The 26,644-nt window shown below is 65.5% G+C and carries 17 protein-coding genes; 13 read left to right on the top strand and 4 right to left on the bottom strand.

Translation table 11 applies throughout. From position 1 onward, the window contains the following. Positions 1 to 115: 115 nt before the first annotated feature. The 6 genes from ASD73_RS15790 to ASD73_RS15815 all read left to right on the top strand — a co-directional run bounded on the left by ASD73_RS15790 (position 116) and on the right by ASD73_RS15815 (position 7,981). A complete protein-coding gene (locus ASD73_RS15790) occupies positions 116 to 1,444 on the top strand; it encodes a dicarboxylate/amino acid:cation symporter (RefSeq protein ID WP_156377464.1) in 1,329 nt (442 codons plus the stop codon). A gap of 48 nt (positions 1,445 to 1,492) precedes the next feature. After that, positions 1,493 to 4,585, top strand: a complete 3,093-nt coding sequence (locus ASD73_RS15795; RefSeq protein ID WP_082521705.1) for a TonB-dependent receptor domain-containing protein — start codon at positions 1,493 to 1,495, stop codon at positions 4,583 to 4,585. A 67-nt stretch (positions 4,586 to 4,652) separates the two neighbouring features. Next, complete coding sequence (locus ASD73_RS15800; protein WP_056375136.1) at positions 4,653 to 5,516, top strand: DUF4886 domain-containing protein; 864 nt, start codon at positions 4,653 to 4,655, stop codon at positions 5,514 to 5,516. A 125-nt stretch (positions 5,517 to 5,641) separates the two neighbouring features. Then, on the top strand, positions 5,642 to 6,865 hold the full coding sequence (locus ASD73_RS15805; protein WP_056373830.1) for a bifunctional alpha/beta hydrolase/OsmC family protein: 1,224 nt from the start codon (positions 5,642 to 5,644) through the stop codon (positions 6,863 to 6,865). Between the two features lie 121 nt (positions 6,866 to 6,986). Then, complete coding sequence (locus ASD73_RS15810) at positions 6,987 to 7,499, top strand: hypothetical protein (protein ID WP_156377433.1); 513 nt, start codon at positions 6,987 to 6,989, stop codon at positions 7,497 to 7,499. Further along, positions 7,499 to 7,981 (top strand): DUF421 domain-containing protein, encoded by a 483-nt coding sequence (locus ASD73_RS15815; RefSeq protein WP_056373835.1) that lies wholly within the window; start codon positions 7,499 to 7,501, stop codon positions 7,979 to 7,981. Before ASD73_RS15810 ends, ASD73_RS15815 begins: the two co-directional genes overlap by 1 nt. On the opposite strand, the gene ASD73_RS15820 is transcribed toward ASD73_RS15815, so the two are convergent. Beyond that, entirely contained in the window at positions 7,978 to 9,903 is a 1,926-nt protein-coding gene (locus ASD73_RS15820) for a patatin-like phospholipase family protein (protein ID WP_056373837.1), read from the bottom strand. The two genes, ASD73_RS15815 and ASD73_RS15820, sit on opposite strands and share 4 nt — an antisense overlap. Positions 9,904 to 10,052: 149 nt before the next feature. On the opposite strand from ASD73_RS15820, the gene ASD73_RS15825 reads away from it, so the two are divergent. Beyond that, on the top strand, positions 10,053 to 12,119 hold the full coding sequence (locus ASD73_RS15825) for a transglycosylase domain-containing protein (protein WP_082521631.1): 2,067 nt from the start codon (positions 10,053 to 10,055) through the stop codon (positions 12,117 to 12,119). Positions 12,120 to 12,138: 19 nt separating this feature from the next. Here ASD73_RS15825 and ASD73_RS15830 read toward each other — a convergent pair whose 3' ends face one another. After that, a complete protein-coding gene (locus tag ASD73_RS15830) occupies positions 12,139 to 13,242 on the bottom strand; it encodes a DNA alkylation repair protein (RefSeq protein WP_056375138.1) in 1,104 nt (367 codons plus the stop codon). 241 nt (positions 13,243 to 13,483) lie between these two features. Between ASD73_RS15830 and ASD73_RS15835 the strand changes: the two genes are divergently transcribed. From ASD73_RS15835 to ASD73_RS15860, 6 genes are all read left to right on the top strand, one after another. Beyond that, positions 13,484 to 15,814, top strand: coding sequence for a TonB-dependent receptor (locus ASD73_RS15835; protein ID WP_056373839.1), 2,331 nt, complete (start codon positions 13,484 to 13,486; stop codon positions 15,812 to 15,814). A gap of 4 nt (positions 15,815 to 15,818) precedes the next feature. Continuing rightward, positions 15,819 to 17,135: a spinster family MFS transporter gene (locus tag ASD73_RS15840; protein WP_056373842.1), complete on the top strand. Its 1,317-nt coding sequence runs from the start codon at positions 15,819 to 15,821 to the stop codon at positions 17,133 to 17,135. After that, a complete protein-coding gene (locus tag ASD73_RS15845) occupies positions 17,132 to 18,760 on the top strand; it encodes a carboxylesterase/lipase family protein (protein ID WP_056373844.1) in 1,629 nt (542 codons plus the stop codon). The genes ASD73_RS15840 and ASD73_RS15845 overlap by 4 nt, the downstream gene beginning before the upstream one ends. Next, positions 18,757 to 20,343 carry an AMP-binding protein gene (locus ASD73_RS15850; protein WP_056373846.1) on the top strand — a complete coding sequence of 529 codons (1,587 nt, stop codon included), beginning with the start codon at positions 18,757 to 18,759 and terminating at the stop codon, positions 20,341 to 20,343. Before ASD73_RS15845 ends, ASD73_RS15850 begins: the two co-directional genes overlap by 4 nt. Before the next feature lie 58 nt (positions 20,344 to 20,401). After that, positions 20,402 to 21,079 carry a TetR/AcrR family transcriptional regulator gene (locus tag ASD73_RS15855; protein ID WP_056373848.1) on the top strand — a complete coding sequence of 226 codons (678 nt, stop codon included), beginning with the start codon at positions 20,402 to 20,404 and terminating at the stop codon, positions 21,077 to 21,079. A 77-nt stretch (positions 21,080 to 21,156) separates the two neighbouring features. Further along, positions 21,157 to 22,065: an SDR family NAD(P)-dependent oxidoreductase gene (locus ASD73_RS15860; RefSeq protein WP_200934968.1), complete on the top strand. Its 909-nt coding sequence runs from the start codon at positions 21,157 to 21,159 to the stop codon at positions 22,063 to 22,065. Between the two features lie 18 nt (positions 22,066 to 22,083). Here the strand turns inward: ASD73_RS15860 and ASD73_RS15865 are convergent, their stop codons facing one another. Both ASD73_RS15865 and ASD73_RS15870 read right to left on the bottom strand, forming a co-directional pair. After that, positions 22,084 to 23,484 carry an efflux transporter outer membrane subunit gene (locus tag ASD73_RS15865; RefSeq protein ID WP_082521633.1) on the bottom strand — a complete coding sequence of 467 codons (1,401 nt, stop codon included), beginning with the start codon at positions 23,482 to 23,484 and terminating at the stop codon, positions 22,084 to 22,086. Continuing rightward, complete coding sequence (locus tag ASD73_RS15870) at positions 23,477 to 26,641, bottom strand: efflux RND transporter permease subunit (protein WP_056373850.1); 3,165 nt, start codon at positions 26,639 to 26,641, stop codon at positions 23,477 to 23,479. Before ASD73_RS15870 ends, ASD73_RS15865 begins: the two co-directional genes overlap by 8 nt. Positions 26,642 to 26,644 lie beyond the last annotated feature (3 nt).

Consider the following 26,644-nt stretch of genomic DNA (forward strand, 5'->3'; position numbering starts at 1 on the left):
CGTTTGACGACGATTCCATCCTGCCCCTATTTTGAGACAACGGCCGGGAAACACCCCGGTCCGCGTCGAGCCGGACGCAAAATATGGGGAGAGGCTGGTGGCAGCCACTATCGACATGAATGCGGCGCACGTGCCGGCCAAGACCGGGCCGTGGTGGTCGCATCTCTATGTGCAGGTGCTCGCGGCGATCGCCGGCGGCATCCTGCTCGGCCATTTCTGGCCGGAAGTCGGCATCCAGCTCCAGCCGCTCGGCAAGGGCTTCATCGACCTCGTCAAGATGATCATCGCGCCAGTGATCTTCCTGACCGTTTCGACCGGCATCGCATCGGTCGGCAGCGGCAGGACGCTCGGCCGCCTCACGGCAAAGACCTTCGCCTATTTCCTCTTCTTCTCGACCCTCGCGCTGATCATCGGGCTCATCGTTGCCAATGTGGTCCAGCCGGGCGCGGGGATGAACATCGACCCGAGCACCCTTGATCCGAACGCCGTTGCCAAGATCGCCGAATATGATGCGAAGGCGCACGACACCTCGCTCGTCGGCTTCCTGCTCGCGATCATTCCGACGACCTTCGTTTCGGCGCTGACCTCGGGTTCGATCCTGCAGGCGCTGTTCGCGGCGATCCTGTTCGGCATCGCGTTGTCGCACACTGGTGCCGCCGGCGCGCAGGTGCTCGGCATGCTCGAAAAGCTTTCGAGTGTCTTTTTCTATCTGGTCGGTATGCTGATGCGCTTCGCACCGATCGGCGCGTTCGGCGCGATGGCGTTCACCATCGGCGAATATGGCGTTGAATCGCTCGTCAATCTCGGCGCGCTGATCGCGACTTTCTATCTGACCTCGATCCTGTTCGTGGTGGTCGTCCTCGGCGGAATGGCGCGGCTCTGCGGCTTTTCGATCTTCCGCCTGATCGCCTACCTCAAGGCCGAACTGCTGCTCGTGCTCGGCACTTCGTCGTCCGAAGCCGCGCTGCCCAGCCTGATGGAAAAGCTCGAGAAGGCGGGTTGTGCCAAATCCGTCGTCGGCATGGTCGTGCCAACCGGTTACAGCTTCAACCTCGACGGCACCAACATCTATATGACGCTCGCGGCGCTGTTCGTCGCGCAGGCAACGGGTATCGACCTCAGCCTCGGCGACCAGGTCGCGCTGCTGCTCGTCGCGATGGTCAGCTCGAAGGGCGCGGCGGGGGTCACCGGCGCGGGCTTCATCACGCTCGCCGCGACGCTGACCGCGGTCCCGACCGTTCCCGTCGCAGGGCTCGCGCTGATCCTCGGCATCGACCGCTTCATGAGCGAGTGTCGCGCGCTCACCAACTTCATCGGCAACGCACTCGCCGCGATCGTCGTCGCGATGTGGGAAAATGCGCTCGACCGCGATGCGCTCAATCGCGCGCTCAGCGGTGAGTCTGCACCACTCGCGGCGGCACCGGTCGAAACCGACAGCGACTGAGATCAACAAGACACGGAAATTCAAACAATAAAATTGGGGAGAATGATGATGAGGCGCAGTTTTGGAACAATGCTGCTGGCGAGCACGGCGATCTGCCTTCTCGCGAGCGCACCCGCACAGGCCCAGACGGCCGAAGCCGATCCGGCAGCCCAGGCCTCCGATGCCGACGAGCCGCAGCCGGATGGTGAAACCGCCGCCGATATCGTCGTCGTCGGTACGCGCATCGAAGGCGCGCGCGTTACCGAGGCGCTCCCCGTCGTTGTCGTCAATCAGGACAAGCTCGACGCGATCGGCGCGGTCAGCGGCGACGAATTGATCCGCAATATCCCTCAAATGGGCGATGTCAGCTTCAACCCCGGCAACAATGCGCAGACCAGCAACGCCGCGCGCGGCGACGTCGGTTCGGTCAATCTCCGCTCGCTAGGGGTTGGCAACACGCTGGTGCTGCTCAACGGCCGCCGCATCGTCACCCACCCTGCGAGCCAGGGGCTGTCTGACACCGGCACGGTGCCCGTGCTCAGCTATAACTCGAACGCGATCCCGACGACGGGGCTGCAGCGGCTCGAAGTGCTCCTCGACGGCGCGGCGGCGCTCTATGGCTCGGACGCCGTCGCGGGCGTCGTCAACACGGTGCTCAAGGACAATTACGACGGCCTCCGGATGCAGGCGCAATACGGCGGCGCCGAAGGCACGCACCTGCGCGAATTCCAGGGGAATATCCTCGCGGGCAAGAGCTTCGACCGCGGCAATATCACGCTGTCGTTCGAATATACCGACCGCTCGGCGCTGCGCGCAGAGGATCAGGACTTCACGGCGTCGGCCAACCTTCGTCCGCTGTTCGCTGACTATCCCGAGTTTGCCGGCTCTCAGACCCCCGACGCGCGCGCGACGCGCGGCGCATGGCCTGCGCTGCAGGTTCCCGTCACCGGTGGCCGCCCGCGCCGCGGCACGACGAACCTGACCACCGCAGCCGGCGCATTCACGGTTCGCCCGACACGCCTCGGCGGATGTTCGCAGGCGCTGACCGCCGACCTCTGCCTCGTGAACACCGCGCTCGCGACCAACAATGCCTTTCGCGACCTACGCTACGACACAGCGGTCGGAACGACCGTGATGCCGAGCGTTAAGCGCTACAACGCCTTCATCAACGGTCATTACGACCTGACCGACGACCTCACCCTGTTTGGCGAGTTCGGTTATTACCGCTCGAACACGACGCGTATCCAGCCGCCGGTGATCAACCTCAACCAGATCTGGATTCCGGCGTCGAACTATTACAATCCGTTCGGCGCGACGACGATCAATGGCCAGCCCAATCCCAATCGCATTGCGAACCTGACCAACGTGCCCGCCGCGGGCCTGCCTGTGCTGCTCACCACCTATCGCTTCGTCGATACCGGGCCGCAGGCGGTGAAAGTCTCCGGCGAACAACTGCGCGGCCTGATCGGCGTCCGCGGCGAGGTCGCCGGCTTCAAATGGGACAGCGCCTTCGTCTATTCCGAAGCGTCGGCGGTCGACAGCAGTCTTGCGGTGCGCAGCTCGGCGCTCCAGCAGAGCCTCGCGCTTGCGACTCCCGACGCCTACAACCCGTTCAATGGCGGCTGCATCGACAGCCTGAGCTCGGGCGATTGCACCCCCAGCTCACAGGCGGCGATCGACGCGATCACCTTCCAGCTTCGGCGCCGGTCGAAAACCACGCTGACGATGGGCGATTTCCGCGCCTCGCGCTCCGACCTGTTCGCCTTGCCCGGCGGCGATGTCGGCATGGCGTTCGGCGTCGAAGTGCGGCGCGAGACGCAGCGCGACGATCGCGATTCGGCGGTCGACGGGTCGAGCCCCTTTGTCGATGCGGTCAGCGGCGCGGTGACGATCAGCGATGCCGCCGCGGTCAGCGACAATCCCGACACCTACGGCAAAAGGACGGTTTCCGCCGCCTATGCTGAACTGGCAGTGCCCTTGGTGTCGGAGGAGATGAACATCCCGCTCGTTCGGCGCTTCGACGTGCAGCTTGCGGGCCGCTATGAACATTATAGCGATTTCGGCAGCGTTGCCCGCCCGAAGATCGCGGCAGCGTGGGACGTCGTTGATGGCATCCGTTTCCGCGGTTCCTTTTCGCAGGGTTTCCGCGCCCCGAACCTCGAGCAGGTCAACGCCGTCGAATATGCACGCCTTGCGACCAGCCAGGATTTCCTCCGCTGCGAGGTTGACCTGCGCGCTGGCCGAATCCCCAACTTCACCGCGTGCGGCAACAATGTCGGCTATTCGCGCCGCGTTTCGGGCAATCCCGATCTCAAGCCAGAGAAGAGCACCAACTATAACCTCGGCGCGGTGTTCGAGCCGACCTTCATTCCGGCCGATCTCGGCCGCGTGACCTTCACCGTCGACTATTGGTCGATCAAGCAAAAGGGCATTGTCGGCATCCTTGGCAATGATACCGCCGTCGCGCTCGACTATCTGCTGCGCCTCCAGGGATCGTCGAACCCCAACGTCATCCGCGCTGCACCGGACGCCGACGATATCGCCGAGTTCGCGGGGACCGGCATCGCGCCGGTGGGCGCGATCACGACGGTGCGCGACCAGTTCATCAACCTGCAGCCGCAAACCGTCCGCGGGCTCGATTTCGCCTTTTACTGGCAGTCGCCGAAGACCGATGTCGGCAAGTTCGATTTCTCGGTCAACGCGACGCGGCTGCTCAAATTCTCGCGCGCGCCGGGCGATGCCGTCGACCAGCTCGTCGCCGCGCGCGCCGATGGCGACATCAACGCCGCGACGCCGCTGCCCGAGACCCAGAATCTGATCGAGGCGAACGGCCGCCCGAAATGGCGCGGCACCGCATCGCTCACATGGTCGCTCGGGCAGTTCCAGGTCGGCGCCTTCGCGCGTTACACCGGCGCGGTCGATGAAACCGCGTTCGTCGACGCCGATGGCAACCCGTGGCGCGTCAAATCGCAGGTCACCGGCAATCTCTATGCACAGGTGCGCGTCAAGGACGCCGGCGGCCTCGGCGGCGACATGCGCTGGCGCGTCGGGGTGCGCAACATCACGAACGAAAAGCCGCCGCTTTCGTCCGAGGGCTATCTGGGGTCGCTCTACAGCCCCTATGGCCGCTACTGGTACACCTCGGTCACCACGGAGTTCTGATATGAAATACGGGCACGGCATCTGGTTTGTGATCGGCGCTGCCGCGCTCGCCGTCGCGCCGGCGGCAATGGCAAAGGAGAGCGCGCCCGCGCCGACCGCCGCCGGCGCGACTCCCTCGGCTCCGGTAAAGGCGGCACCGAAGACGATCCTGTTCATCGGCAACAGCTTTACGCAAGGCGCGCATTCGGCCGCCCGCAACTGGCGCGCGGGGTCGGTCACCGATCTCAACAATGCGGGCTATGGCGGCGTGCCCGCGCTGTTCAAGCTGTTCGCCGAGCAGGCGGGGCTCGACTACCGCGTCAGCCTCGAAACGCAGGGCGGCAAGTCGCTGGGCTTCCACTATGACGAGCGGCGTCAGCTTTTCGACCGGTCGTGGGACATCGTCGTGCTGCAGGAATTCAGCACGCTCGACCGCGCCAAGCCCGGCGATCCCGCGGACTATATGCGCAACGTCGACCGGCTTGCCGCGCTGTTCAAGGCGCGCAATCCTGCCGTCGACATCCGTCTTTCCGCAAACTGGTCGCGCGCCGACCAGATCTACAAATCCGGGGGGCATTGGTATGGAAAGCCCGTAACGGCGATGGCCAATGACCTCCGCGCCGCGGCCGACCGCGCACGATCCGCCACCCCGTCCGTGGCGGGTATCGTGCCGGTCGGCCAGGCCTGGAACCGAGCGATGACGGAAGGGGTCGCCGATCCCAATCCCTATGACGGGGTCGGCTATGGCCAGCTCGATCTCTGGGCGTACGATCATTATCACGCCAGCGTCGCGGGCTATTATCTCTCGGCGCTCGTGACCTTCGGCGCGATCACGGGCATCGATCCGACAACGCTCGGTGCCAAGGAAAAGGGGGCCGACGAACTGGGGCTCTCGGACGCACAGGCGGCGGCGCTGCAACGCGTCGCGCGCGATACGCTCGCGAGCGGATAATTGGCCTGCGGGAAAAAAGTGAGCCGGACAGAGATGCTCGGCTGACTGCCACGCTACGCATCTCTTGCCTCTTGGCATTTTATGCTACGCAGGGCCGAGCATGCCAGAAGCGACCGGAGACCCCGATGCCGACGCGCCCTTTCGACTTTCCCAACGCCGCCGGCGACCGCCTGTCGGGCCGGCTCGAACTGCCCGTCGGATCGACCAGGGCGTGGGCATTGATCGCCCACTGCTTCACCTGCGGGAAGGACAACAAGGCCGCGGTGCGGATTTCGCGGCGTCTGGCCGGGGCGGGCATCGGCGTGCTGCGGTTCGATTTCACCGGGCTTGGCGCCAGCGAAGGCGATTTCGGATCGTCGGGTTTCAGCCATAATGTCAAGGATCTGGTCGCCGCTGCCGAAGCGATGACCGCCGCGGGAATGCCTCCGATGCTGCTCGTCGGGCATAGCCTCGGCGGTGCGGCCGCGCTGGCCGCGGCGGGATCGCTGCCCGGAATCCACGCCGTCGCGACGATTGCGGCGCCGTTCGACGTCGAACATGCGCTCCACCAGTTCGACCCCGAAGGATTGGAGAAGATCGAGCACGAAGGAAGCGGCGTCGTGGCGATTGGCAACCGGCCCTTCACCGTCCGCAAGGAGTTCGTTAAAAATCTGCGCGAGCAGGATCAGGGCGCGCGCGTTGCCGCGCTGAAACGGCCCTTGCTGCTCCTCCATTCGCCGATCGATCAGGTGGTCGGGATCGAGAATGTCACCAGCCTCTATCTCGCGGCCAAGCATCCCAAGAGCTTCGTCTCGCTCGACGGCGCCGATCATCTGCTCAGCAATGCGCGCGACGCCGATTTCGCCGCCGACATGATCGCGGCCTGGGCCGGACGCTACCTGCCCGCGATGCCGCCGACCGCCGCCAGCCCGTTCGATGCCGAGGCTGAGGAAACGCGGCTAGGCAAATTCCAGCTCGCGATGCGGGCGGGGAAGGCGGCCTTCATCGCCGATGAGCCCGAGAGCGCCGGCGGTCTGGGGTCGGGCCCGACGCCCTTCAACCTGCTCTCCGCCGCGCTCGCCGCTTGTACGACGATGACGCTGCGCCTCTATGCCGAGCGCAAGGGATGGCCGGTCGAGCGGATCCGTACCGGCGTGACGCACCGGAAGGACAAGGGCGCCGAGAAACCCGATGTCTTCAGTCGCCGCGTCGAGATCGAGGGCGCGATTGACGAAGCGCAGCATGCCGAACTCCTTGGCGTGGCCGATCGCTGCCCCGTGCACCGTACGCTGGAGACCGGATCGCGCTTCGAGGCGACCGAAGCGGGATGGGCCGATGCCGGCCCGGCCGGAGGGCAAGCGCCCGCTTAGTACAGGGCGACGGCGGAACGAACTGCCGCGCCAAGCGTCCAATAGGCGCGCGTTTCTGATGGAGGCGGGCGTCCTCGACTATTGCGGTCGCAGGACATTTGCGATCAGGCCGGAGGATTGGATGCAGGCGCTGGAAGGACTTGATGCCAAGCCATCGCAACGCCTGTGGGACCGGCACGCCAGCCCGATATCGATCCTTCTCCTCAGTGGCCTCTTACTGGCAGCAGCCTTCGGCTTCACCGGCGGCCAGCCAAGCCCGCCGCGCACGGCCGATCTGGGCGACGTGCGCCTGACGGTGAAGACGCCGACGATCATTCGCAACGGCGAGTTTTTTGAAACCGACATCACTTTGACCGCCGACGTTCCGCTGGGCGACGCGGTGGTCGCCGTATCGCCCGCGCTCTGGCAAGACATGACCGTCAACACGATGATCCCGGCGCCCGCCGAAGAGAGCTTCGAGGACGGCCATTTTCATTTTTCCTACGGGCCGCTGGACGCCGGCGACAGCCTCCACATCAAGATCGATGGCCAGATCAACCCGCCGCTGTTCGCGGGAACTGCGGGCGAAATCGCGGTCTTTGACGGCGGCCGGCGTATCGGCGCGATGCCGCTTCGCATCAAGGTGCTGCCCTGATGGATATCGTGCTTCGCGCCACGGTGATGTTCTTCATCCTCTTCGGACTGATCCGGCTGCTCGGCAAGCGCGAACTCGGCCAGATGACGCCGTTCGAATTCGTCGTGCTCGTCGTGCTCGGCGATCTGATCCAGCAGGGCGTGACGCACAACGACTTCAGCCTGACCGGCGCGACGCTCGCCATCTGTACATTCGCCTTCTGGGCGCTGGTGCTCAGTTGGACCGCCTATCTGTTCCCGCGTGCCAAGGACCTGCTCGAAGGCACCCCGCGCGTGGTCGTGCGCGACGGCGAAATCGTGACCGAAAATCTGCGGCGCGACCGGCTGACGCGCGACGAGATTCTGTCCGAAATGCGGCTCGCCGGTATCGCGCGGATGTCCGAGGTCGCGTGGGCGATCCTCGAGCCGCAGGGTAAGATGAGCTTCATCAAGAAGGACGACCAACCCTCGCCGCAGCAGGACCGCGACGATCCCGCCAGTTAATAGATCGGCGTGATCTGCATCTGGGGGAGCGGCCGCGGCGTCCCGTCGCTGAGGTCGGGGCCGAGGTCGTCCCACTCCTCGCCACGCGCCACCAGGTCGGCGAACAGCGTCTGCGCGGCGGTTTGGGCCTCGGTCGACCGGAATTTATACGACACCGGCGGCGGCGTTCCGGTGCGCACCGTCGCAAAGGCCGCCTCATAGGCGGGGATCGGCGGAACGACCTTCGCGCTGGCGGCGATCCGGATCGTGTAGCGCTGGAGGCCCGAGGCAACGTTCCGCCACCGCACCCAATAATGATTGTCGAAAGAGAATTGGTACAGCCGCTCTCCCGCGACCGTGCCTTTCAATGAAATGCTGTCCAATATCTCCTGTGACATGTCGAGGTTCATCCCGCCCTCGACCTTGTCGAGCGCGACATGGACGATCCGGTCGCGCTGTCCGGGCGCGCGCGACTGCAACAGGTCGCGCCAGTTCTGCATCGTGCTGATGATACCAAACACGAAGCCGGACACCTCGGCCAATGCGAGCGGCCGGGCGATCGAGCTATAGCTGCGCTGCCAGCCGCGGTTGTTGTGCAGCGGAAGCCACACCGCGGCCTCGGCCTCGTCCCGCGGATTCCGGGGTTCGGGATTCTCGACCTGCGGATCGTCGCTGCTTTGCGGATAGACGAGGTTGATCGCGAACGTTGGCCAGCGCGGCAGTGGGGCGTCGAACAGGTGGAGCGGAAAATTGCTCGAAACGCCGCCGTCGGAAAACCAGCAGATGCGGAAACCCTCGATCAAGGAGAGCGGCGCCTCGCCGCCGGTGGCCAGGCTGTCGGTGCTCTGGCTCAGCGTCGTCTCCTTGGCGTCCTCGCCGTCGTCGAGTGTATCTCCCTCGGTCTCGCTGCGGAGCGTGCGCCTCCCGACGGGTTCGTGGAGCGGCACCGCACTGATCAGCAGCGGAAAGCTGAGGCTCATCCGCATCGCCACCAGAACGGGCATCCGGCCCTCGCCGGGCAGACGATAATAATCCTTCTCCCCGACCCTATCGGGCGAACCCGCCATCGCGACCATCGCGTCAACGAGCGTTTTTGGAAAGAGCAGGTCGAACTCCTCGCGCAGGAACCAGAACGTCGCGTCGGTGAAGGGCAGCGTCCGCGGCTCGTGATGCGAGACGCCCGTCGTGATCATCTGGAGTGAGATTGCCGTTTCGGTCCTCGGCTCGCCGGGATAACGCGGCGCCGCCCACAGATCGTCGAACAGCAGCGGCTCCGTGATGTCCTTGCCTGACAATAATTGCAGGACCTCGTGCAGCCATTCGGTCAGCGCCGGCTTGCCATCCTTCCGCACACTCAGGCCCGAACAAAGCCCGAGCAGATTGCGCCGCGTGACGCGCGCAACACGCAAAACGGCGGCAATCGCAGCGCCGAGATAAGCGCAGATCGCCGACGGCAACAGCACGGCGGCGACGCCGGCCGTACCCGCGAGCCAGTACCCGCCCGCAACGAACAGGCCGAGCAGAAGCAGCGCTTCGAGCGGCGCGATCGCCACAACCGCCACCGCAGCCACCAAGGCCTTGCGCAGCACCCCCGCGTTCCCGGCGAGAGTAACGATCAATCGATAGGCATTGCGCCCGCCGCGCGCGGGCTGGAACAGGCCGAAAATGAATCCCTGCGACGACAACTGCGCCGCAACGCGTTCGAGCCCCGCAAAGCCGAGAGTCGGGGGGGAGGGCGCCGCCGATCCCGATGCCACATGCCTGCGGTCGCCCAAGGCTGCCGCCGCAGTGGCGGCCGCGGCGATCGCGCCCGCCGATGTCCCGCCGATATTCTTGAATCGGAAATCGCGCGCGAGCGCCAGTACCGCGTTGGGATAGACGATGCCGCTCGTGATGCCGCCCTTCATCACCAGGTCGCAATAGCGGGTGGCTGCATGGCTCATGTCATCGCTCTCCGGACGGGCTGGGCTTTTCCTTTCTTACCCCGGCCCGCCGGTCAAGTCGCTGTCCTTCTTGAGGAATAGGACCGATCGGTCGCGGCATATAACGCAATTGCTTATGCTGTGTTGGGGTTGTAATACGGGCGCTGCGCATGAAATGGTTCCGTAAACCCGAAGGCCCCGATCCAACCCTCGCCGCGACGCCGGGTGGTCCGTTCGCCGATATGGCCGCGCCTCCCCCGCCCATTGTGCCCGAGACGCGCGGCCGCAAATGGATGCGCCGCATCTCGCGCGGCTTTGCGATCTTCTCCGTGATTTTCATCCTGCTCGTCGGCTGGCTCGCGCTCACCGCGCCGCTCTCGAAATCGCTCGAACCGATCGCGCCACCGCAAATCACCTTGCTTGCCTCCGACGGCACCCCGATCGCGCGCATCGGGGCGATCGTCGACACGCCCGTGAAGGCGGCGGATCTGCCCAAGCATGTGACCGGCGCCTTTCTCGCGATCGAGGACCGGCGCTTCTACACACACTGGGGTGTCGACCCGCGCAGCATCGCGCGCGCGGTGTGGAGCAACGTCACCGGCGGACGCACGCAGGGCGGCAGCACGATCACGCAGCAGCTCGCGAAATTCACCTTCCTGACACCTAAACGCACGCTCGGCCGCAAGGCGCGCGAGGCGTTGATCGCCTTCTGGCTGGAGGCGTGGCTGAGCAAGGACGAGATACTCGAACGCTATCTGTCGAACGCCTATTTCGGCGACAACACCTATGGCCTGCGTGCTGCCTCGCTCCACTATTTCTATCGCCAGCCCGAGAAACTGACCCCGGCGCAGGCCGCGATGCTCGCGGGACTGGTGCAGGCGCCGTCGCGCCTCGCGCCGACCAAAAATCCCGACCTCGCCGAAAAGCGCATGAAGCTGGTGCTCAACGCTATGGTTGCGACAGGCTATCTCACCGAGCAGGAGCGGGGGGCGCTGCGCACCCCGCGCATCGACGTGCGCAGCCGCAACACGCTGCCGACGGGCACCTATTTCGCCGACTGGGCGCTGCCCGAGGCGCGCAAATTGAGCGACGTCGGCTATTCGCGCCAGACGATCGCGACGACGCTCGACGCGCGGTTGCAGGGGGTTGCGCGCCGCGTGACCGGGCGTGCGGGGCTGGGCAAGGCGCAGGTCGCGCTCGTCGCGATGCGCCCGAATGGCGAGGTCGTCGCGATGATCGGCGGCAAGGATTATGCCGCATCGCCCTTCAACCGCGCGACGCAGGCGCGTCGCCAGCCGGGTTCGACCTTCAAGCTGTTCGTCTATCTCGCGGCGCTCCGCGCCGGCTGGGACCCCGACGACATGATCGACAACAGCGCGATCGAGACCGGCTCCTATCGTCCCAAAAATTCGGGCGGCGCCTATTCGAAGGAAATCAGCCTCGAAGACGCCTTCGCCTCGTCGAGCAATGTCGCCGCGGTGCGGCTGCTCCGCGAGATCGGCGACGACAAGGTCATCGATATGGCGCGCGACCTCGGCGTCACCGCACCGATGGCGAAGGGCGATCCCAGCCTCGCGCTCGGCACGTCGAGCATGACGTTGCTCGAACTCACCGCCGCCTATGCCGCGGTCGCGGCGAACAGCTATCCGGTCGAGCCGCACGCGTTCGAGGCCGACGAAAAAGGCTGGTTCGAGAATCTGATCTCGGGCCCGTCGAGCTTCGGGTCGAGCGAGCATGAGGACATCGAACAGATGCTTCGTGCCGCGGTCAATCGCGGCACCGGCCGCGCCGCGCGCCTGCCGCAAGCCAATTTCGGCAAGACCGGCACCAGCCAGGACAATCGCGATGCGCTGTTCGTCGGCTACGCCAACGGACTCGTTGTCGGCGTGTGGATCGGCAACGACGACAATACGCCGCTGCAGGGCATATCGGGTGGCGGCTTGCCGGCGCGCATCTGGCGCGACTTCATGACCGAGGCATCGGGCAAGAAGGCCGCGCCGCGGCCCAAGAGGGTCGTCGATCCGACCGGCCCCGTCGAGCCGCTCGATATTCCCGACATCGGCGACATCCCGATCGGCGACCGGACGCGCATCGGTATCGAGGGAGACAATGCGGTCATCACGACCGAAATCAACGGCAGCCGGATCGACCTGCGCCTGCCGATGCCGGAGGGGCGTCCAACGATTCAGGAAGGGCGCCCGCCGCCCGACGCGGCCACCGCGCCGCCACCGGGATAAGCAAAGCCGCCCGCCGGGATCAGGCCGTCGGCAGGATCTCGAACGCTGCGGTTGCCATCACCTGCCCGTTGACGATCAACTCGACTTCGTGCCGCCCCGGATGATGGCGGCGGGTGCTGAAGTCGCGGATTGTCTGGCTGATAACGAGCGACGCGGTCTCCCCCGCCGCGAGTTCGAACGTTTTCAGCTTGAACACCTTGGCGGCGCTCTTGCCGCCCGCGCGGGCATAATGAATGCGATAATCGACCACCAGCCGCTGATTGTCGGGTGAAGCCGATGCGATGTTGGCCGTGATGGCAATCCGGTCGCCGAGATGGACAGCCGCCGGGGTGATCGCGAAATTCCGCACGCTTACCGCCGCACCATGGCCGACTCCGATCAACGCCAGCGCGCGGGGATCGCCCTTCTTGATCAGCGTCCGCAGCGCATGGCGGATGATCCATACCGTGCGAGCATCGTCCTGCGACCATTCCGCGAGGCGCTCCAGCAGCCAATCGGGCCGGTCCTTGGCAATGTCGTTCAGATGGTTTGCGACCGATTTGCGGACGTACAGGCTCGGATCGGCCTTCAACTCCTCGAGGATCGGCGCCGCCAGCGTTGGATCGGCCTTCAGCGCCGGAACGCGCGCCGCCCAGGGCAAGCGCGGCCGCGCGCCTTCGCTCGCGAGCCGGCGTACATGCTCGTCCTCGTTGCCCGTCCACCCCATCATCGTCGCGAGCGCGCGGGGCATATCCGCCGCCAGAAACGGGCGGATCGCAAATTCCGCCGAGCCGAAGCGTGTCAAGTCGGCGAGTGCTTCCATCGACCGGTCGAAATCATCGAGGCCATAGCGCGCGACATATTCGGTGACCGCCATTGCCTGAAACCCATGGGTGAGCCGCGGCGCCATCGCGCGGACGATATCGAGCGCCGCTACATAATCACCGGGCAGCGCCGCACGGAGCGCGTCGGCGATATGGCGCACGCGTTCCATGATCGACAGCGTATCGAGCCCGGCCGACGCAGCGGACAAAAAGGCGGCACGATCGAAGCATGACGACGCCGCCATCCCCGCATCGCCGATCGTCTGCAGTGCTTGCGGGCCCAGAATATCCTTGAGCAAGGCGGGGGTTTCTTGGGTCATTGCGGCTTTCCGGGTTGCAGGCGCGCGCGTTGCCGCACGTTTCGGCGCGGACATAGCAACGCCCGCGCCCGGACCGGAATGATTTTCGGCGCCGGGCTCGCATATCTTCTGCATCCTAACACATCTTCTGACCCTGCATATTTCATTCACACTCGTGAGAGTGAATGTTGACTCGCCGCCGAACCGCTGTCATGAATGCGCCATGCCGGCGATCGAGCGGCGACTTTTGGGAGAGGGCAAGATGAGGGTTCAGCTGTTGGCGTCCGTATGCGCGGGCGCGCTTTTCGCAATCCCGGCGGGCGCTGCCGCGCAGGATGCTGCCGGAACGCCGCAGGCCGATGAGGCGCCGGGCGGCAACGACATCATCGTCACCGCGACGCGCCGCGCCGAACGCATTCAGGATGTACCGATCAGCATCTCGGCCTTTTCGCAGGAAGAGCTGACCGAAAAGGGCATCGTCGGCTATGAAGGCATCGGGCGCGAGACGCCGGGCGTCGTGCTCAATAAGCCGACCGCCAACTTCAACAATTTCACCGCACGCGGCATCGCGACCAACGGCTATAATGCCAATCTGCAAAGCTCGGTCGCGATCTATATCGACGAACTGCCCGTATCAACGATCGGCAACACCACCGTCGTCGACCCCAATTTGTTCGACGTCGAGCGTGTCGAATTCCTGCGCGGGCCGCAGGGCACGCTCTTCGGCTCGGGCTCGCTGTCGGGCGCGATGCGCATTCTTCAGAAGACCCCCGACCTCAATGATTTCGATGTGTCGGCGCTCGTCGATCTCGGGCTCACCGGATCGGATTCGATCCGCCAGCGCTATAACGCGATGGTCAATGTGCCGTTGGTCGAGGACAAGCTCGCGCTGCGCGTCGTCGGCTTCTACCGCGACGAGGAAGGCTATCTCGACAATGTCGGGACGGGCGTGAAGAATTCGAACACGCTGATCGATTACGGCGGCCGCGCGACCTTGCTGTGGCGCCCGACCGATCGCCTCTCGATCAAGCTGCTCGGCTCCTACGAATATAGTAATCCCAAGGATAGCTCGCTGACCAGCCCGTCGCTTGGGCGCAACAAGCGCGTCTCGGACCAGCCCGACCGCTTCACCGGTAAGCAGCTGATTGCCAACGCGACGATCGACTATGAATTCGACTTCGCGAAGCTCACCAGTTCGTCGACCTATTCGGATTTCGACCAGCGCTTCTACGTCGATCTCGCCGGTACGTTCCAGCCCGGCTCCTTCGCCGGTGCGCCGATCGCCTTCGGTCTGGACGCCGATGGCTATGACAAGGTCTTCGTCCAGGAAACGCGCCTCGCGTCGACGCTCGACGGGCCATTCCAGTTCGTCGTCGGCGGCTTCTATCTCGATCGCCGCCGCGACGTCGATTATTTCTACCGGTCGAACCCCGCGTTTCTCGAGTCGCGCAATATGACGGGGCTGCCCGACCAATATTATCAGAAGCAATATACCCATTCGCTCAGCAAGGAACTCGCAGGCTTTGGCGAGCTGACCTATCGCTTCTCGGACAATTTCTGGCTGACCGGCGGCTTGCGTTATGGCGAGACGTCGGCGCAGGGCTTTACCGAGGCGGGCGGCTATCTCGCGACGGCGCCGGGCTTCTTCAATCTCAACTATCTTCAGGCGGCGCTTGCCGGTCTGAAGGGGCCCACGGGAGCGTATCTCCCGGTCAATTTCACGACGTTCACACCTTATGCCGCGGTCACCGGCTTGAAAGCGAAGGGGTCGAAACCGTCGTGGAAGGCGAGCGCGACCTTCAAGCCGAGCGAGACCCTGACCACCTATGCGACCTTCTCGACGGGTTTCCGCGCGCCGATCGTCAACGCCTTTGCCGGCCGGGCGAGCGTCGTCGATGCCAACGACATCATCATCCCCTTCGGCGCAACCTCGGACAGTCTCGAAAGCTATGAGGTCGGTGCGAAGGGACGCTGGCTGGGCGGGCGCGTCAGCATCAACGCCGCCTTCTACCTGATCGACTGGAGCAACATTCAGGCGCAGGCGAACCGCGTGTCGGACTCGGTTCAGTTCGCGACCAACATCGGCGCGGCGCGCAGCAAGGGGTTCGAGTTCGAGGTCAATGTGGTTCCGGCGACGGGGGTCTCGATCGGCTTCAACGGCGCCTACAACGACTCCAAGATCACCAAGCTGTCGCCCGCCGAGGCGGCGATTTCGGGCGCGGTGCTCGGGCACCGCCTGTCGGCGCCGCGGATCCAGGGGTCGGCCTATATGTCGTATAATTTCAAGCTCGCTACCGACGTCGACGCGATGCTGGCGGTGAACGCGCAGCATATCGGCGCGTATAACAGCAGCTTTCCGAACACCCCGGGCGCGCCGAACGTCCCGCTGGCGACGTTCGGAAAGACCGACGCCTACAGCAACGTCAACCTCAGCTTTGGTTTGAAGAAGGGCGATATCTCGGCGCAGCTCTATGTCGAAAATCTCTTCGACGATCATTCGATCACCTACATCCACCCCGAGGCCTTTCTGAACAGCCGCTTCGGGACGATGCGTCCGCGCACCTTCGGTATTCGCCTCGGCTACGGGCTCTAAGTCGATGGCGAATGCAGAAGCCTCCCTCTCCCCGGCCGCAGCGTCCACGCGGCCGGGGGGTAACCCCACCTTCGTGCTCGGGATGCTCTGCTTCGTCTATGTGCTGAACTTCCTCGACCGGCAGTTGCTCTCGATCCTCGCCAAGCCGATTCAGGATGCGTTGCAGATCAGCGACGGCCAGCTCGGGCTGATCAGCGGGCTCTATTTCGCGATGTTCTATTGCTTCATTGCGATCCCCGTCGGCTGGTTCGCCGACCGCACCAGCCGCGTCGGCGTCCTGTCGGCGGCCTGCGCGATCTGGAGCGGCGCGACCGTCGCGTGCGGCATGGCTGCTAATTACACGCAGTTGGTCGTTGCGCGCATGGTCGTCGGCTTTGGGGAGGCGGGGGGCGTGCCGCCCTCCTATGCGATCATCACCGATACCTATCCGCCGGGCAAGCGCGCTGCGGCGCTCGGCATCTTCAACCTCGGCCCGGCGATCGGTGCGGCTGCGGGGGTGGCGTTCGGCGCAGCGATCGCCGAGCGTTTCGGCTGGCGCATTCCCTTCATCGCAGTGGGCGCGATCGGGATCGTCACAGCGCTGGTGGTCTGGTTGACGGTGCGCGAGCCCAAGCGCGGCGCGACCGATGTCGCGGCTCCGCCCGTAAGCGCCGACGCAAAGGCGGCCTTTTGGCCAACGGTCCGCATGTTCCTCTCACATCCGATCCTGATGCTCGCGGCGCTGGGCAGCGGTGCGACGCAGTTCGTTACCTATGGCCTCGGCAATTTCGCGGTTCTGTTTCTGATGCGCGAAAAGGGCATGGAACTGGGTGACGTCGCGATCTGGTATGCGCTGGTGCTGCTGATCGGCATGGGCGGCGGGATGATCGTCTCGGGCCGCGTGATCGACCGGATGGTCCGCAAATCGCGCGCCGGCTATGCGATTGCGCCTGCGTTGTCACTGGTGGTGGCGATGCCCTTTTACGTCGCATTCGTCTGGGCGCCAGGCTGGCCGCTCGCGCTGGCGCTGCTCACCGTCGTGATGATCTTCAACTATTTCTACCTCTCGGCCTCGGTCGCGCTGGTCCAGGAAGAAGTGAAGCCGAACCAGCGCGTGCTCGCGGGCGCCTTGCTGCTGCTCATCATGAACTTCATCGGATTGGGGCTGGGGCCGACATGGGTCGGCTTCGCCAGCGACTGGTTCAAGGCGCAGGGCGACCTCCACGGGCTGCAAACGGCGCTCTACACGCTGACGCCCTTTTATCTGATCGCGATCGGTCTCTTCCTCTGGCTCGCGCGGCGGCTGCGCCGAGAGGACGGCCCGCAGGAGTTAGCGGCATGAAGAAATTGAGCACTGCATTATCGGCGGCCGGGCTTCTGATGGCGGCACCCGCCATCGCCGCGAGCCCGGTGGTCGAAGCGCCCGCCGGCACGCTCGAGGGCAAGAGCGTCGGCAAGGTCCGCGAGTTCAAGGGCATTCCCTTTGCACAGCCGCCCGTCAGGCCACTGCGCTGGAAAGCGCCGCAGCCGCTGCCCACATGGCAAGGTGTCCGCAAGGCGCAGAGCTTCGGCGCCGCCTGCATCCAGCCGCGCCCGACCGCGGTGCACATCTATGCCAATCCGCCCGCGAAGATTTCGGAGGATTGCCTGACGCTCAACATATGGGCGCCCGAAAACATGAAAGATGCGCCGGTGATCGTTTGGATCCACGGCGGCGCGCTCGCCACCGGCTACAGCCACGAAGGCATGTACGACGGCGCCAAGCTCGCGGCGCGGGGGGCGATCGTCGTGTCGATCAACTACCGCCTCGGTGTCCTCGGCTATATGGCGCATCCGGGCCTCAGCGCGGAATCGCCTGATGGCGTGTCGGGCAACTATGGTCTGCTCGACCAGATTGCGGCACTCGAATGGGTGCAGGCGAATATCCGCGCGTTCGGCGGTGACGCGAACAACATCACGATCGCGGGCGAGTCCGCGGGCGCTCTTAGCGTGATGTATCTGATGGCTTCGCCAAGGGCGCGCGGCCTGTTCCACAAGGCGATCGCGCAGAGCGCCTATATGATCTCGACACCGTCGCTCAAGGAAGTGCGCCACGGCGAACCTGCCGCCGAAGCAACGGGCGAGAGGGTCGCCGCCACGCTTGGCGCCGCCGATATCGCGGCGCTGCGCCGGATCGACCCGGTCGCGCTGACCGAAGGCGCAGCGAAGGCGGGTTACTTCCCGTGGGGCACCGTCGACGGAAAGATCCTGCCCGGCCAGCTCGTGGACATCTTCGACCGCGGCGAGCAGGCGCCGGTGCCGATGATCGCGGGCTTCAACATCGGTGAGATCCGTTCGCTGCGCATTCTCGCGCCGCCGGTGCCCGCCAATGCCGCTGCGTATGAGGCCGCGATCCGCGAACGATACGGCGACCTCGCCGACGCGTGGCTCAAACTCTATCCCGCAAAGGATCTCGCCGAAACGATCCTCGCGACGCCGCGCGATGCGCTTTACGGCTGGACGTCCGAACGGCTCGCGATCAAGCAGACCGCGCTCGGTCAGCCGAGCTATCTTTACCTCTTCGACCATGGCTATCCCGCCGCGAGCGAATATGGCCTGCATGGCTTCCACGCCGCCGAAATCCCGTTCGTATTCGGCACCGCCGGCGACACTCCGCCCTATTGGCCCAAAATCCCCGATACCGTCGCCGAGCGCAAATTCGCCAGCGCGATGGGCGATTATTGGGTCTCCTTCGCCAAGACGGGGAAGCCTGAGGCGGCGGGGCAGGCGGCTTGGCGCCCTTATGGCAAGGACGCCGCGTTCATGGCCTTCGCCGATGTGCCGCGTCCCGGCGCGCGGCTGATGCCCGGCATGTATGCGCTGCACGAAGCCGCGGTTTGCCGCCGCCGCGCCGCGGGCAATCAGCCGTGGAACTGGAATACGGGGATCGTCTCGCCCGTCCTCGCGAAGGACGCGAACTGTCCATGATCCACGGTATGATGCAGGATTACCCGCTGACCCTCGACAAATTCCTCGATCACGCCGCGCGCTGGCACGGCGAGGCCGAGGTCGTCACCGCACGCGAGGACGGGAGCGTCGCCCGCGTCGGCTATGCGATGCTGCGCGACCGCAGTCTTGCCATCTCGTCGCTGCTTGCCGGCTTCGGGGTAGGCGAGGGCGATCGCGTCGCGACGCTCGCCTGGAACAGCCAGGCGCATGTCGAGGCCTGGTATGCAACGATGGGGATCGGCGCCGTCTGCCACACGCTCAATCCGCGCCTCACCGCGCCGCAACTCGCGGCGATGGCGGTGCAATCGGGCGCGAAGCTGCTGATCGCCAGCGCCGACCTGTTGCCGCTTGCGCGGTCGATCGTCGAGCGTGCTCCCGCGATCGCGCAGGTGCTGGTGATCGACGGACCCGCCGTCGGTTGGCCCGCCGCCGCGCCGCTGCTCCACGAGCTCGAGGCGCTGATTGCCGATGCACCGGGCGGGGCAGCATGGGGCGGTTTTGACGAATGTTCGCCTGCCGGCCTTTGCTTCACCTCGGGAACGACGGGTGCGCCAAAGGGCGTAACCTACACGCACCGCGCAAGTTTTCTGCACACGCTGCGTGCGTTGCAGGCCGACGTGATGGCCTTCACGCATCGCGATGCCGTGCTCGCCGTCGTGCCGATGTTCCACGCCAATGCCTGGGGCCTGCCCTTCGCGTTGCCCGCGGTCGGCGGCAAGCTCGTGCTTCCCGGCCGGCAGGCCGACGGCGCGAGCCTCGCGCGGCTGATCTCGACCGAGGACGTGACGGTCGGCGTCGGTGTTCCCACGGTATGGCTCGGCGTTGTCGAACATATCGAGGCGACGGGCGGTGACCTGCCCTCGCTCAAACGCGTCATCGTCGGCGGCGCGCCGATGGCGCCCGCGCTGATGGAGCGCATCGAGCGATGCCTTTGCGTCACTGTCCAGACGAGCTGGGGCATGACCGAATTGTCGCCGCTCGGTACGATTGCGCCGCCGGATGACCCGCTGCGCACCGCATCGGTGTCTGGACGTCCGGCGATCGGCGTCGACCTGCTGCTCACCGACGCGGCCGGCATCGCCCTGCCGGAACAGCGCGGGGCCGAGGGGCATTTGTGTGTTCGCGGGGCGGCGGTGGTCGAACGCTATCTCGGGCAAGCGGAGTCCGCGACCGACGCCGACGGCTGGTTCGCGACCGGCGACCTCGCGCGGATCGATGCGCGCGGGAACCTGTCGATCACGGGCCGGGCCAAGGATCTGATCAAGTCGGGGGGCGAGTGGATCAACCCCGCCGAGATCGAGGCGGTCGTCGGCGCGCTGCCGCAGGTGTCGCTCGCCGCGGTGATCGGCCGCGAGGATCCCAAATGGGGTGAGCGGCCGGTGCTGCTCGTCGAACTCGGCTCGGGCGTCGACATCAGCGACGCCGACCTGCTCGCGCCGCTTGCGGGCCGGGTGGCGCCCTGGTGGATTCCCGATGCCGTCGTACGCCTTTCCGCCATGCCGCTGGCGCCGACCGGAAAAATCGATAAGATTCGCTTGCGGAACGACCATGGCGCGGGTTGATCGGCATGGGGACGTTGCGGCAGGGGCGGCAACGAAACAGGAACTGAGAGTCGGACGAGTGACAGAAGAGGCGAAAACGCGTCGGCGATCGACCAAGGCCGAACAGCGCGCCGAGACGATGGAGCAGATCCTCGACGAGGCCGAACTGCTGTTTTCGCGGCACGGCCTGCACGGCGTGACGCTGAAGGATGTCGCAAAGCGCGTCGGCGTCCACCACACGCTGCTCAACTATTATTTCGAGGACAAGAAAAAGCTGTTCGACGCCGTCTTCGCGCGGCGCGCGGTGGTGACGAGTACCAAGCGGATGCAGGCGCTCGACGAATATGATCGCGCAAGCGGCGGCAAGCCGACGATCGAGGGCGCGCTGCACGCCTTCCTCGACACCGACCTCGATCTGTATATCCACGGCGGTGAGGGGTGGAAGAATTACGGCGCGCTCGGTGCGCAGGTCGCCAACACCCCCGAATGGGGCGCCGAGCTGATGGACAGCCATTTCGACCCTGTCGTGCTCCGCCTGATCGAGCTTCTGAAAAAGGCGATGCCCGATTGCGCCGAAGAGGACATCTTCTGGGGCTATCATTTCGTCACCGGCGCGCTGATGGTCACGCTCGCGCGCACCGGGCGCATCGACAAGCTGTCGGGCGGCGTCTGCAAGTCCGAAGATTTTGAAGCCATCAAGGCGCGTATGGCGTCGTTCATGGCGGCGGGCTTCCGGCAAATCTGCAAAAAGGCTTAGTCGGACGGACCGGATCATCCGTGCACCTTTCGCTTGCTCAATATATTAACTCACTAGAGAGTGAAATGGAGATCGATATGGGACATGAAACTTTGCCGCTGCGGGGCCGCGTAGCGATCGTCACCGGCGCCGGCGGCGGATTGGGCCGCGCCCATGCGCTCTACCTCGCAAAACAGGGCGCCCGCGTCGTGGTGAACGACCTCGCGCTGCCTGCTGCCGAGCAGGTTGCATCGGAGATTGTTGCGAATGGCGGCGAGGCGCTGGCGATCGCGGCTTCGGTGACCGCAGAGACCGCAGTCGATGCGATGGTCCGCGATACGATCGATGCGTGGGGCCGCATCGACATCCTCATCAACAACGCGGGCATCCTGCGCGACAAGAGCTTCGCCAAGATGAGCATCGACGATTTCCGTCTGGTCGTCGACGTCCACCTGATGGGCGCCGCAATCTGTTGCAAGGCGGTGTGGGACGTGATGCGCGCGCAGCAATATGGGCGCATCGTGATGACCACCTCGTCATCGGGCCTGTGGGGCAATTTCGGGCAGGCCAATTATGGCGCCGCCAAGATGGCGCTCGTCGGCCTGATGCAGACGCTGGCGATCGAGGGCGAGAAATACGGTATCCGCGTCAACAGCCTTGCGCCGACTGCCGCGACGCAAATGACGCACGGTGTGCTCGCCGACGCCAGCCTCGAGCTGCTCGACCCTGCGCTCGTCAGCCCCGGCTTACTGGCGCTGGTCGGCGAGAATGCGCCGACGCGTGCAATCCTTTGCGCCGGAGCGGGACATTTCGCCACGGCCGATGTGACCTTGTCGGAAGGACACTACGTCGGCGCGGTGGCGGATGCGGGCGAGCAGCTCGTCGCACGCTGGTCCGATGTGTCTGGCCGTGCCGACGCGATCGTTCCGGCTTATGGTTTCACGCAGGCCGAACGCGAACTGGCAAGCGCGGGATCGAGCCTGCCCGCATTGGCGGTCGCCCGGTAAAGGGCCGAGCGTCGCGGTTCAGCGGCGCTCGACCAGCCCGCCGCCCAGCGCGACATAGAGCGTCACGAGATTGTCGACCTGCGCTCGCCGCAGCTCGATCAGCGCCTGTTCGGCGGCGAACAGATTGCGTTCGGCGTCGAGCACTTCGAGATAGGTCGAAACGCCTTCGCGATACCGCTTGCGCGCGAGGTCGGCGATCTGCCGCGTCGCGAGCGTGCCGCGTTCCTGCGCCTCGACCTGTTCGGCGAGGTAGCGGCGTCCCGCAAGCGCGTCGGCGACTTCGCGGAAGGCGCCCTGCACGGTGCGTTCATAGGTCGCGACGGCGATATTCTCGCGCGCCTCGGCGACGGTCAGATTGCCCTTGTTCCGCCCGAAATCGAAGATCGGCAGGCTGATCGACGGGCCGAAGCTCCAGCCGAAACCATCGTTGCTGAACAGATTGTCGAGCGAACCCGAGGCGAATCCAAGGTTGCCGGTGAGTGAGATCGACGGGAAGAAGGCGGCGCGGGCAGCGCCGACATTGGCGCGCGCGGCGCGCAGCCGCTCTTCGGCGGCGACGACGTCGGGCCGCGCGACGAGCAGGTCCGACGGCAGCCCCGCGGTCAGCGTTGGCGACTGACCCTGCTGGACGAGCGGCAGCGGCGCGGGCAGGGGACCGGTCACCGGTCCGCCGGTCAGCACGGCGAGGAAATTGTCGGCCTGCGCCTTGCCTAGCTTCAGGCTCGCAAGCTGCGTCTCGGCCTGCGTCAGCAGCGTTTCGGACTGGCGATAGTCGAGCGCCGAGGTGACCCCTGCGTCGAGGCGGCGCTTGGCGATCCGCAGCCCTTCCTTGCGGCTCGTTACCGTGGCTTCGGCGAGCGTGATCTGTTCGTCGGCGCCGCGCGACGCGAAATAGGACGAGGCAACGTCGCGGACCAGCGCAAGCCGGAACGCACGCTCGGCCGCCTCGGTCGCGAGATACTGGCTGCGCGCGGCTTCGGACAGATTCTTGACGCGCCCCCAGAAATCGAGCTCGAACGAGGTCACGCCGACGCCGACCGAATAGCGGTTGGTCGTGGCGGTACCGGGGCCCGTCAGCGACGGGCCGCGCGTGCGTGCCGCGTCTGCGCTCGCACCGACGGTCGGCAGGCGGTCGGCGTCCTGAATACGGTACAGCCCGCGGGCTTCCTCGATCTGCGCGACCGCGACGGCGAGGTCGCGGTTGCGTTCGATCGCCTGCGCGATCAGCACTTCAAGCTGCGGATCGGCAAAGAAGTCCCGCCAGGTGACCTCGGTCGCCCGCTGCCCGAGCGTCACGTCGCCCGCGAATTCGGCCGGGTAGGCGGGTGCGGTGGGCAGCGCCGGGCGCTCGTGTCTGGGCGCCATGTTGACGCATCCGGCGAGCGTCGTCGCTGCGAGCAGCGCAATCAGGTTACGCATGACCGGGTTCCTCATGATGTCCTTTTTCGGCAGGGGCGGGCGGCCGCTTGCGGCTGATCCACTTGCGTACCGATAGATAGAAGAGCGGGATGAAGAAGATGCCCAGCAAGGTTGCCGCGATCATTCCGCCCATCACGCCCGATCCGACCGCGATGCGGCTGGCGGCGCCGGCACCGCTTGCGATGACGAGCGGCACCATGCCCAGGATGAAGGCCAGGCTGGTCATGATGATCGGCCGCAGACGCAGCTTCACCGCTTCCATCACCGCGTCGAGCGTCGACTTGCCCTCGGCTTCCTGCTCGATGGCGAACTCCACGATAAGGATCGCATTCTTCGCCGCGAGCCCAATGATCGTGATCAGGCCGACGTTGAAATAAATGTCGGCCGACAGTCCGCGTAGCATCGAAAAGAGCACCGCGCCGAGCACGCCGAGCGGCACGACTAGCAGCACCGCGACGGGCACTGACCAGCTTTCGTAAAGCGCCGCGAGCAGCAGGAAGACGACGACGAGCGACAGGCCGAGCAGCATGCCGATCTGGCCCGCCGATTGCTTCTCTTCATAGGAGATACCCGTCCATTCGAAGGAGAAGCCGGCGGGCAGCGTCTGCGCCAGCCGCTCCATCTCGGCCATCGCCTCGCCGGTCGACTGGCCGGGCGCGGGCTCGCCCGAAATCGTCATCGCGGGATAGCCGTTATAGCGCTGGAGCTGCGGGGCTTCGGCCGACCATTCAGCGGTGCTGAACGATCCGAAAGGTACCATGTTCCCCGCCGCGCTGCGCACGCGCAGGTCGAGTACGTCCTGCGGGGTCATGCGGCTCGCGGCGTCGGCCTGCAGCAGAACGCGCAGCACGCGGCCTTCGCGGGTGAAGTCGTTGGCGTAGGCGCTACCAAAGCTGATCGCGAGCGTCGCATTGACGTCGCCGATCGACAGCCCAAGCGCGCGCGCCTGGATGCGGTCGATGTCGACCTTCAGCACCGGCGCATCTTCCTGACCCTCCGGGCGGACGTTGGCAAGAAGCTTGCTCTGCATCGCGCCACCCAGCATCTGGTTGCGCGCGCCGATCAGCGCGTCGCGCCCGTTGCCGCCGCGGTCCTGCAGCTTGAAGGTGAAGCCGCTCGACGTGCCGAGTTCGGGGATCGACGGCGGGCTTAGCGAGAAGGCGAAGGCCTCCTTGATGTTCGCATAGGCACCCATCGCCTTGCCCGCGATCGCGTCGGCGCTGTCGCCGTCGCCCTTGCGCTCGTCCCACGGCTTCAGCGGGGTGAACATGATCGCGTTCGCCTGGCCCTGCCCAAAGAAGCTGAAGCCGTTGACCGACACGATATTGGCGACCTGCGGCTGTTCGGCGAAGAAGGCCTTCACCTGTTTGGTCGCCTCGTTGGTGCGCTGCGTCGTGGCGCCCGGGGGTGCCTGGATCACGGTGACCAGATAGCCTTGGTCTTCCTGCGGCAGAAAAGAGCCCGGCAGGCGGGTGAAGAGCAATGCGGTGATCGCGACCATCGCCACGAACACGCCAAGCCAGCGCAGCGGCGTCGCGAGCATCTTGCCGACGCCGCCCTGATAGCGGTCGGTCGTGCTTCCGAACCAGCGGTTGAACCCGCCGAAGAACCGGTCGAAGAACGCGCCGATGCGGCCCTTGCGCTCGGTCTGGTCGTGCGGCTTCAGCAGCGTCGCGCAGAGCGCAGGCGTCAGCGTGAGCGCGAGCAGCGCCGAGAAGGCGATCGAGATCGCGAGCGTCATAGAGAATTGGCGATAAATGCCGCCGGTCGACCCGGGGAAGAACGCCATCGGGATGAACACCGCGATCAGCACCAGCGTGATGCCGACGATCGCCGAGGTGATCTGGCTCATCGCCTTCACCGTCGCATCATAGGGCGACAGATGCTCCTCGTTCATGATGCGCTCGACATTCTCGATCACGACGATCGCGTCGTCGACAAGGATGCCGATCGCCAGCACCATGCCGAACAGCGTCAGCACGTTGATCGAAAAGCCGAACATCCACAGGCCAAGGCATGCGCCCGCGAGCGCGATTGGAACGACGACGGTGGGGATGACGGTCGCGCGCCAGTTCTGGAGGAACAGGAACATGACGAGGAAGACGAGCAGCATCGCCTCGCCCAGCGTCTTCACCACCTCTTCGATCGACAGGCTGATGAAGGGCGTGGTGTCGTACGGGATCGACCAGGTCACGTCGGGCGGGAAGCCCTTCGACAGCGCGTCCATTCGCTCGCGGATGCCTGTCGCCGTCGACAGCGCATTGGCACCGGGGGTCAGCTGGACCGCCAGACCCGCCATCGGCTTGCCGTTGAGTTCGGACGAGAAGAGATAGCTCGCCGCGCCCAGCTCGACGCGACCGACGTCGCCCAGCGTGACCGCCGACCCGTCGGGGTTCGCGCGTAGGATGATGCTCTCGAACTGCTCGGGCTTGGTAAAGCGGCCCTGCGTCGTGATGACGGCGTTGAGCTGCGCGCCCTTGGCGAGCGGCTGGTCGCCGAGCTGGCCACCCGGCGTCTGGCTGTTCTGTTCCTGCACCGCGCCGAGCGCCTCCGCCGGCGACAGATTGTGCGACGCCAGCTTTTGCGGGTCGAGCCAGATGCGCATCGCATATTCGGGCGCGAAGGCCTGGACGTTGCCGACGCCGTTCACGCGGCGCAGCTCGTCGAGCACGCGCGTGTTGGCGAAGTTGTTGATCTCCATCGGGTCGGTGTTGCCGCTCTTTGACGTGATCGCGACGATCAGCAGGAAGCCCGAATTGGCCTCGGTGACCGAAATGCCCTGACGGCGCACATCCTCGGGCAGGCGCTGCTCGACGCGGCGCAGGCGGTTCTGCACCTCCATCTGCGCATTATCGATGTCGGTCCCCGCCTCGAAGGTCAGGTTGATCGATGCGGTGCCGTTCGATTCGCTGGTCGAGGCCATGTAGAGGAAGCCCTCGACCCCGTTCAGTTCCTGCTCGATGACCTGCGTGACATTCTGCTCGAGCGTCTTAGCGTCGGCTCCCGGATAGGTGACGCCGATCGTCAGCGATGGTGGCGCGACCGTCGGATATTGCTCTACGGGAAGCCCGCGCAGGGCGATGATGCCCGACAGCAGGATACCGATGGCGATGACCCAGGAAAAGATGGGCCGGTCGATGAAAAAGCGGGGGGTCATGTC

Origin of the sequence: Sphingopyxis sp. Root154, from assembly GCF_001427105.1 — a bacterium.
In the GTDB taxonomy this organism is placed as follows: Bacteria; Pseudomonadota; Alphaproteobacteria; order Sphingomonadales; family Sphingomonadaceae; genus Sphingopyxis.

Coding starts and splice junctions, on each gene's coding strand:
- ASD73_RS15845 (WP_056373844.1), top strand. CDS start 17,132: ATGAAGAAATTGAGCACTGCATTATCGGCGGCCGGGCTTCTGATGGCG.
- ASD73_RS15805 (WP_056373830.1), top strand. CDS start 5,642: ATGCCGACGCGCCCTTTCGACTTTCCCAACGCCGCCGGCGACCGCCTG.
- ASD73_RS15825 (WP_082521631.1), top strand. CDS start 10,053: ATGAAATGGTTCCGTAAACCCGAAGGCCCCGATCCAACCCTCGCCGCG.
- ASD73_RS15795 (WP_082521705.1), top strand. CDS start 1,493: ATGAGGCGCAGTTTTGGAACAATGCTGCTGGCGAGCACGGCGATCTGC.
- ASD73_RS15830 (WP_056375138.1), bottom strand. CDS start 13,242: ATGACCCAAGAAACCCCCGCCTTGCTCAAGGATATTCTGGGCCCGCAA.
- ASD73_RS15820 (WP_056373837.1), bottom strand. CDS start 9,903: ATGAGCCATGCAGCCACCCGCTATTGCGACCTGGTGATGAAGGGCGGC.
- ASD73_RS15815 (WP_056373835.1), top strand. CDS start 7,499: ATGGATATCGTGCTTCGCGCCACGGTGATGTTCTTCATCCTCTTCGGA.
- ASD73_RS15790 (WP_156377464.1), top strand. CDS start 116: ATGAATGCGGCGCACGTGCCGGCCAAGACCGGGCCGTGGTGGTCGCAT.
- ASD73_RS15860 (WP_200934968.1), top strand. CDS start 21,157: ATGGGACATGAAACTTTGCCGCTGCGGGGCCGCGTAGCGATCGTCACC.
- ASD73_RS15810 (WP_156377433.1), top strand. CDS start 6,987: ATGCAGGCGCTGGAAGGACTTGATGCCAAGCCATCGCAACGCCTGTGG.
- ASD73_RS15870 (WP_056373850.1), bottom strand. CDS start 26,641: ATGACCCCCCGCTTTTTCATCGACCGGCCCATCTTTTCCTGGGTCATC.
- ASD73_RS15865 (WP_082521633.1), bottom strand. CDS start 23,484: ATGCGTAACCTGATTGCGCTGCTCGCAGCGACGACGCTCGCCGGATGC.
- ASD73_RS15800 (WP_056375136.1), top strand. CDS start 4,653: ATGGCAAAGGAGAGCGCGCCCGCGCCGACCGCCGCCGGCGCGACTCCC.
- ASD73_RS15850 (WP_056373846.1), top strand. CDS start 18,757: ATGATCCACGGTATGATGCAGGATTACCCGCTGACCCTCGACAAATTC.
- ASD73_RS15835 (WP_056373839.1), top strand. CDS start 13,484: ATGAGGGTTCAGCTGTTGGCGTCCGTATGCGCGGGCGCGCTTTTCGCA.
- ASD73_RS15840 (WP_056373842.1), top strand. CDS start 15,819: ATGGCGAATGCAGAAGCCTCCCTCTCCCCGGCCGCAGCGTCCACGCGG.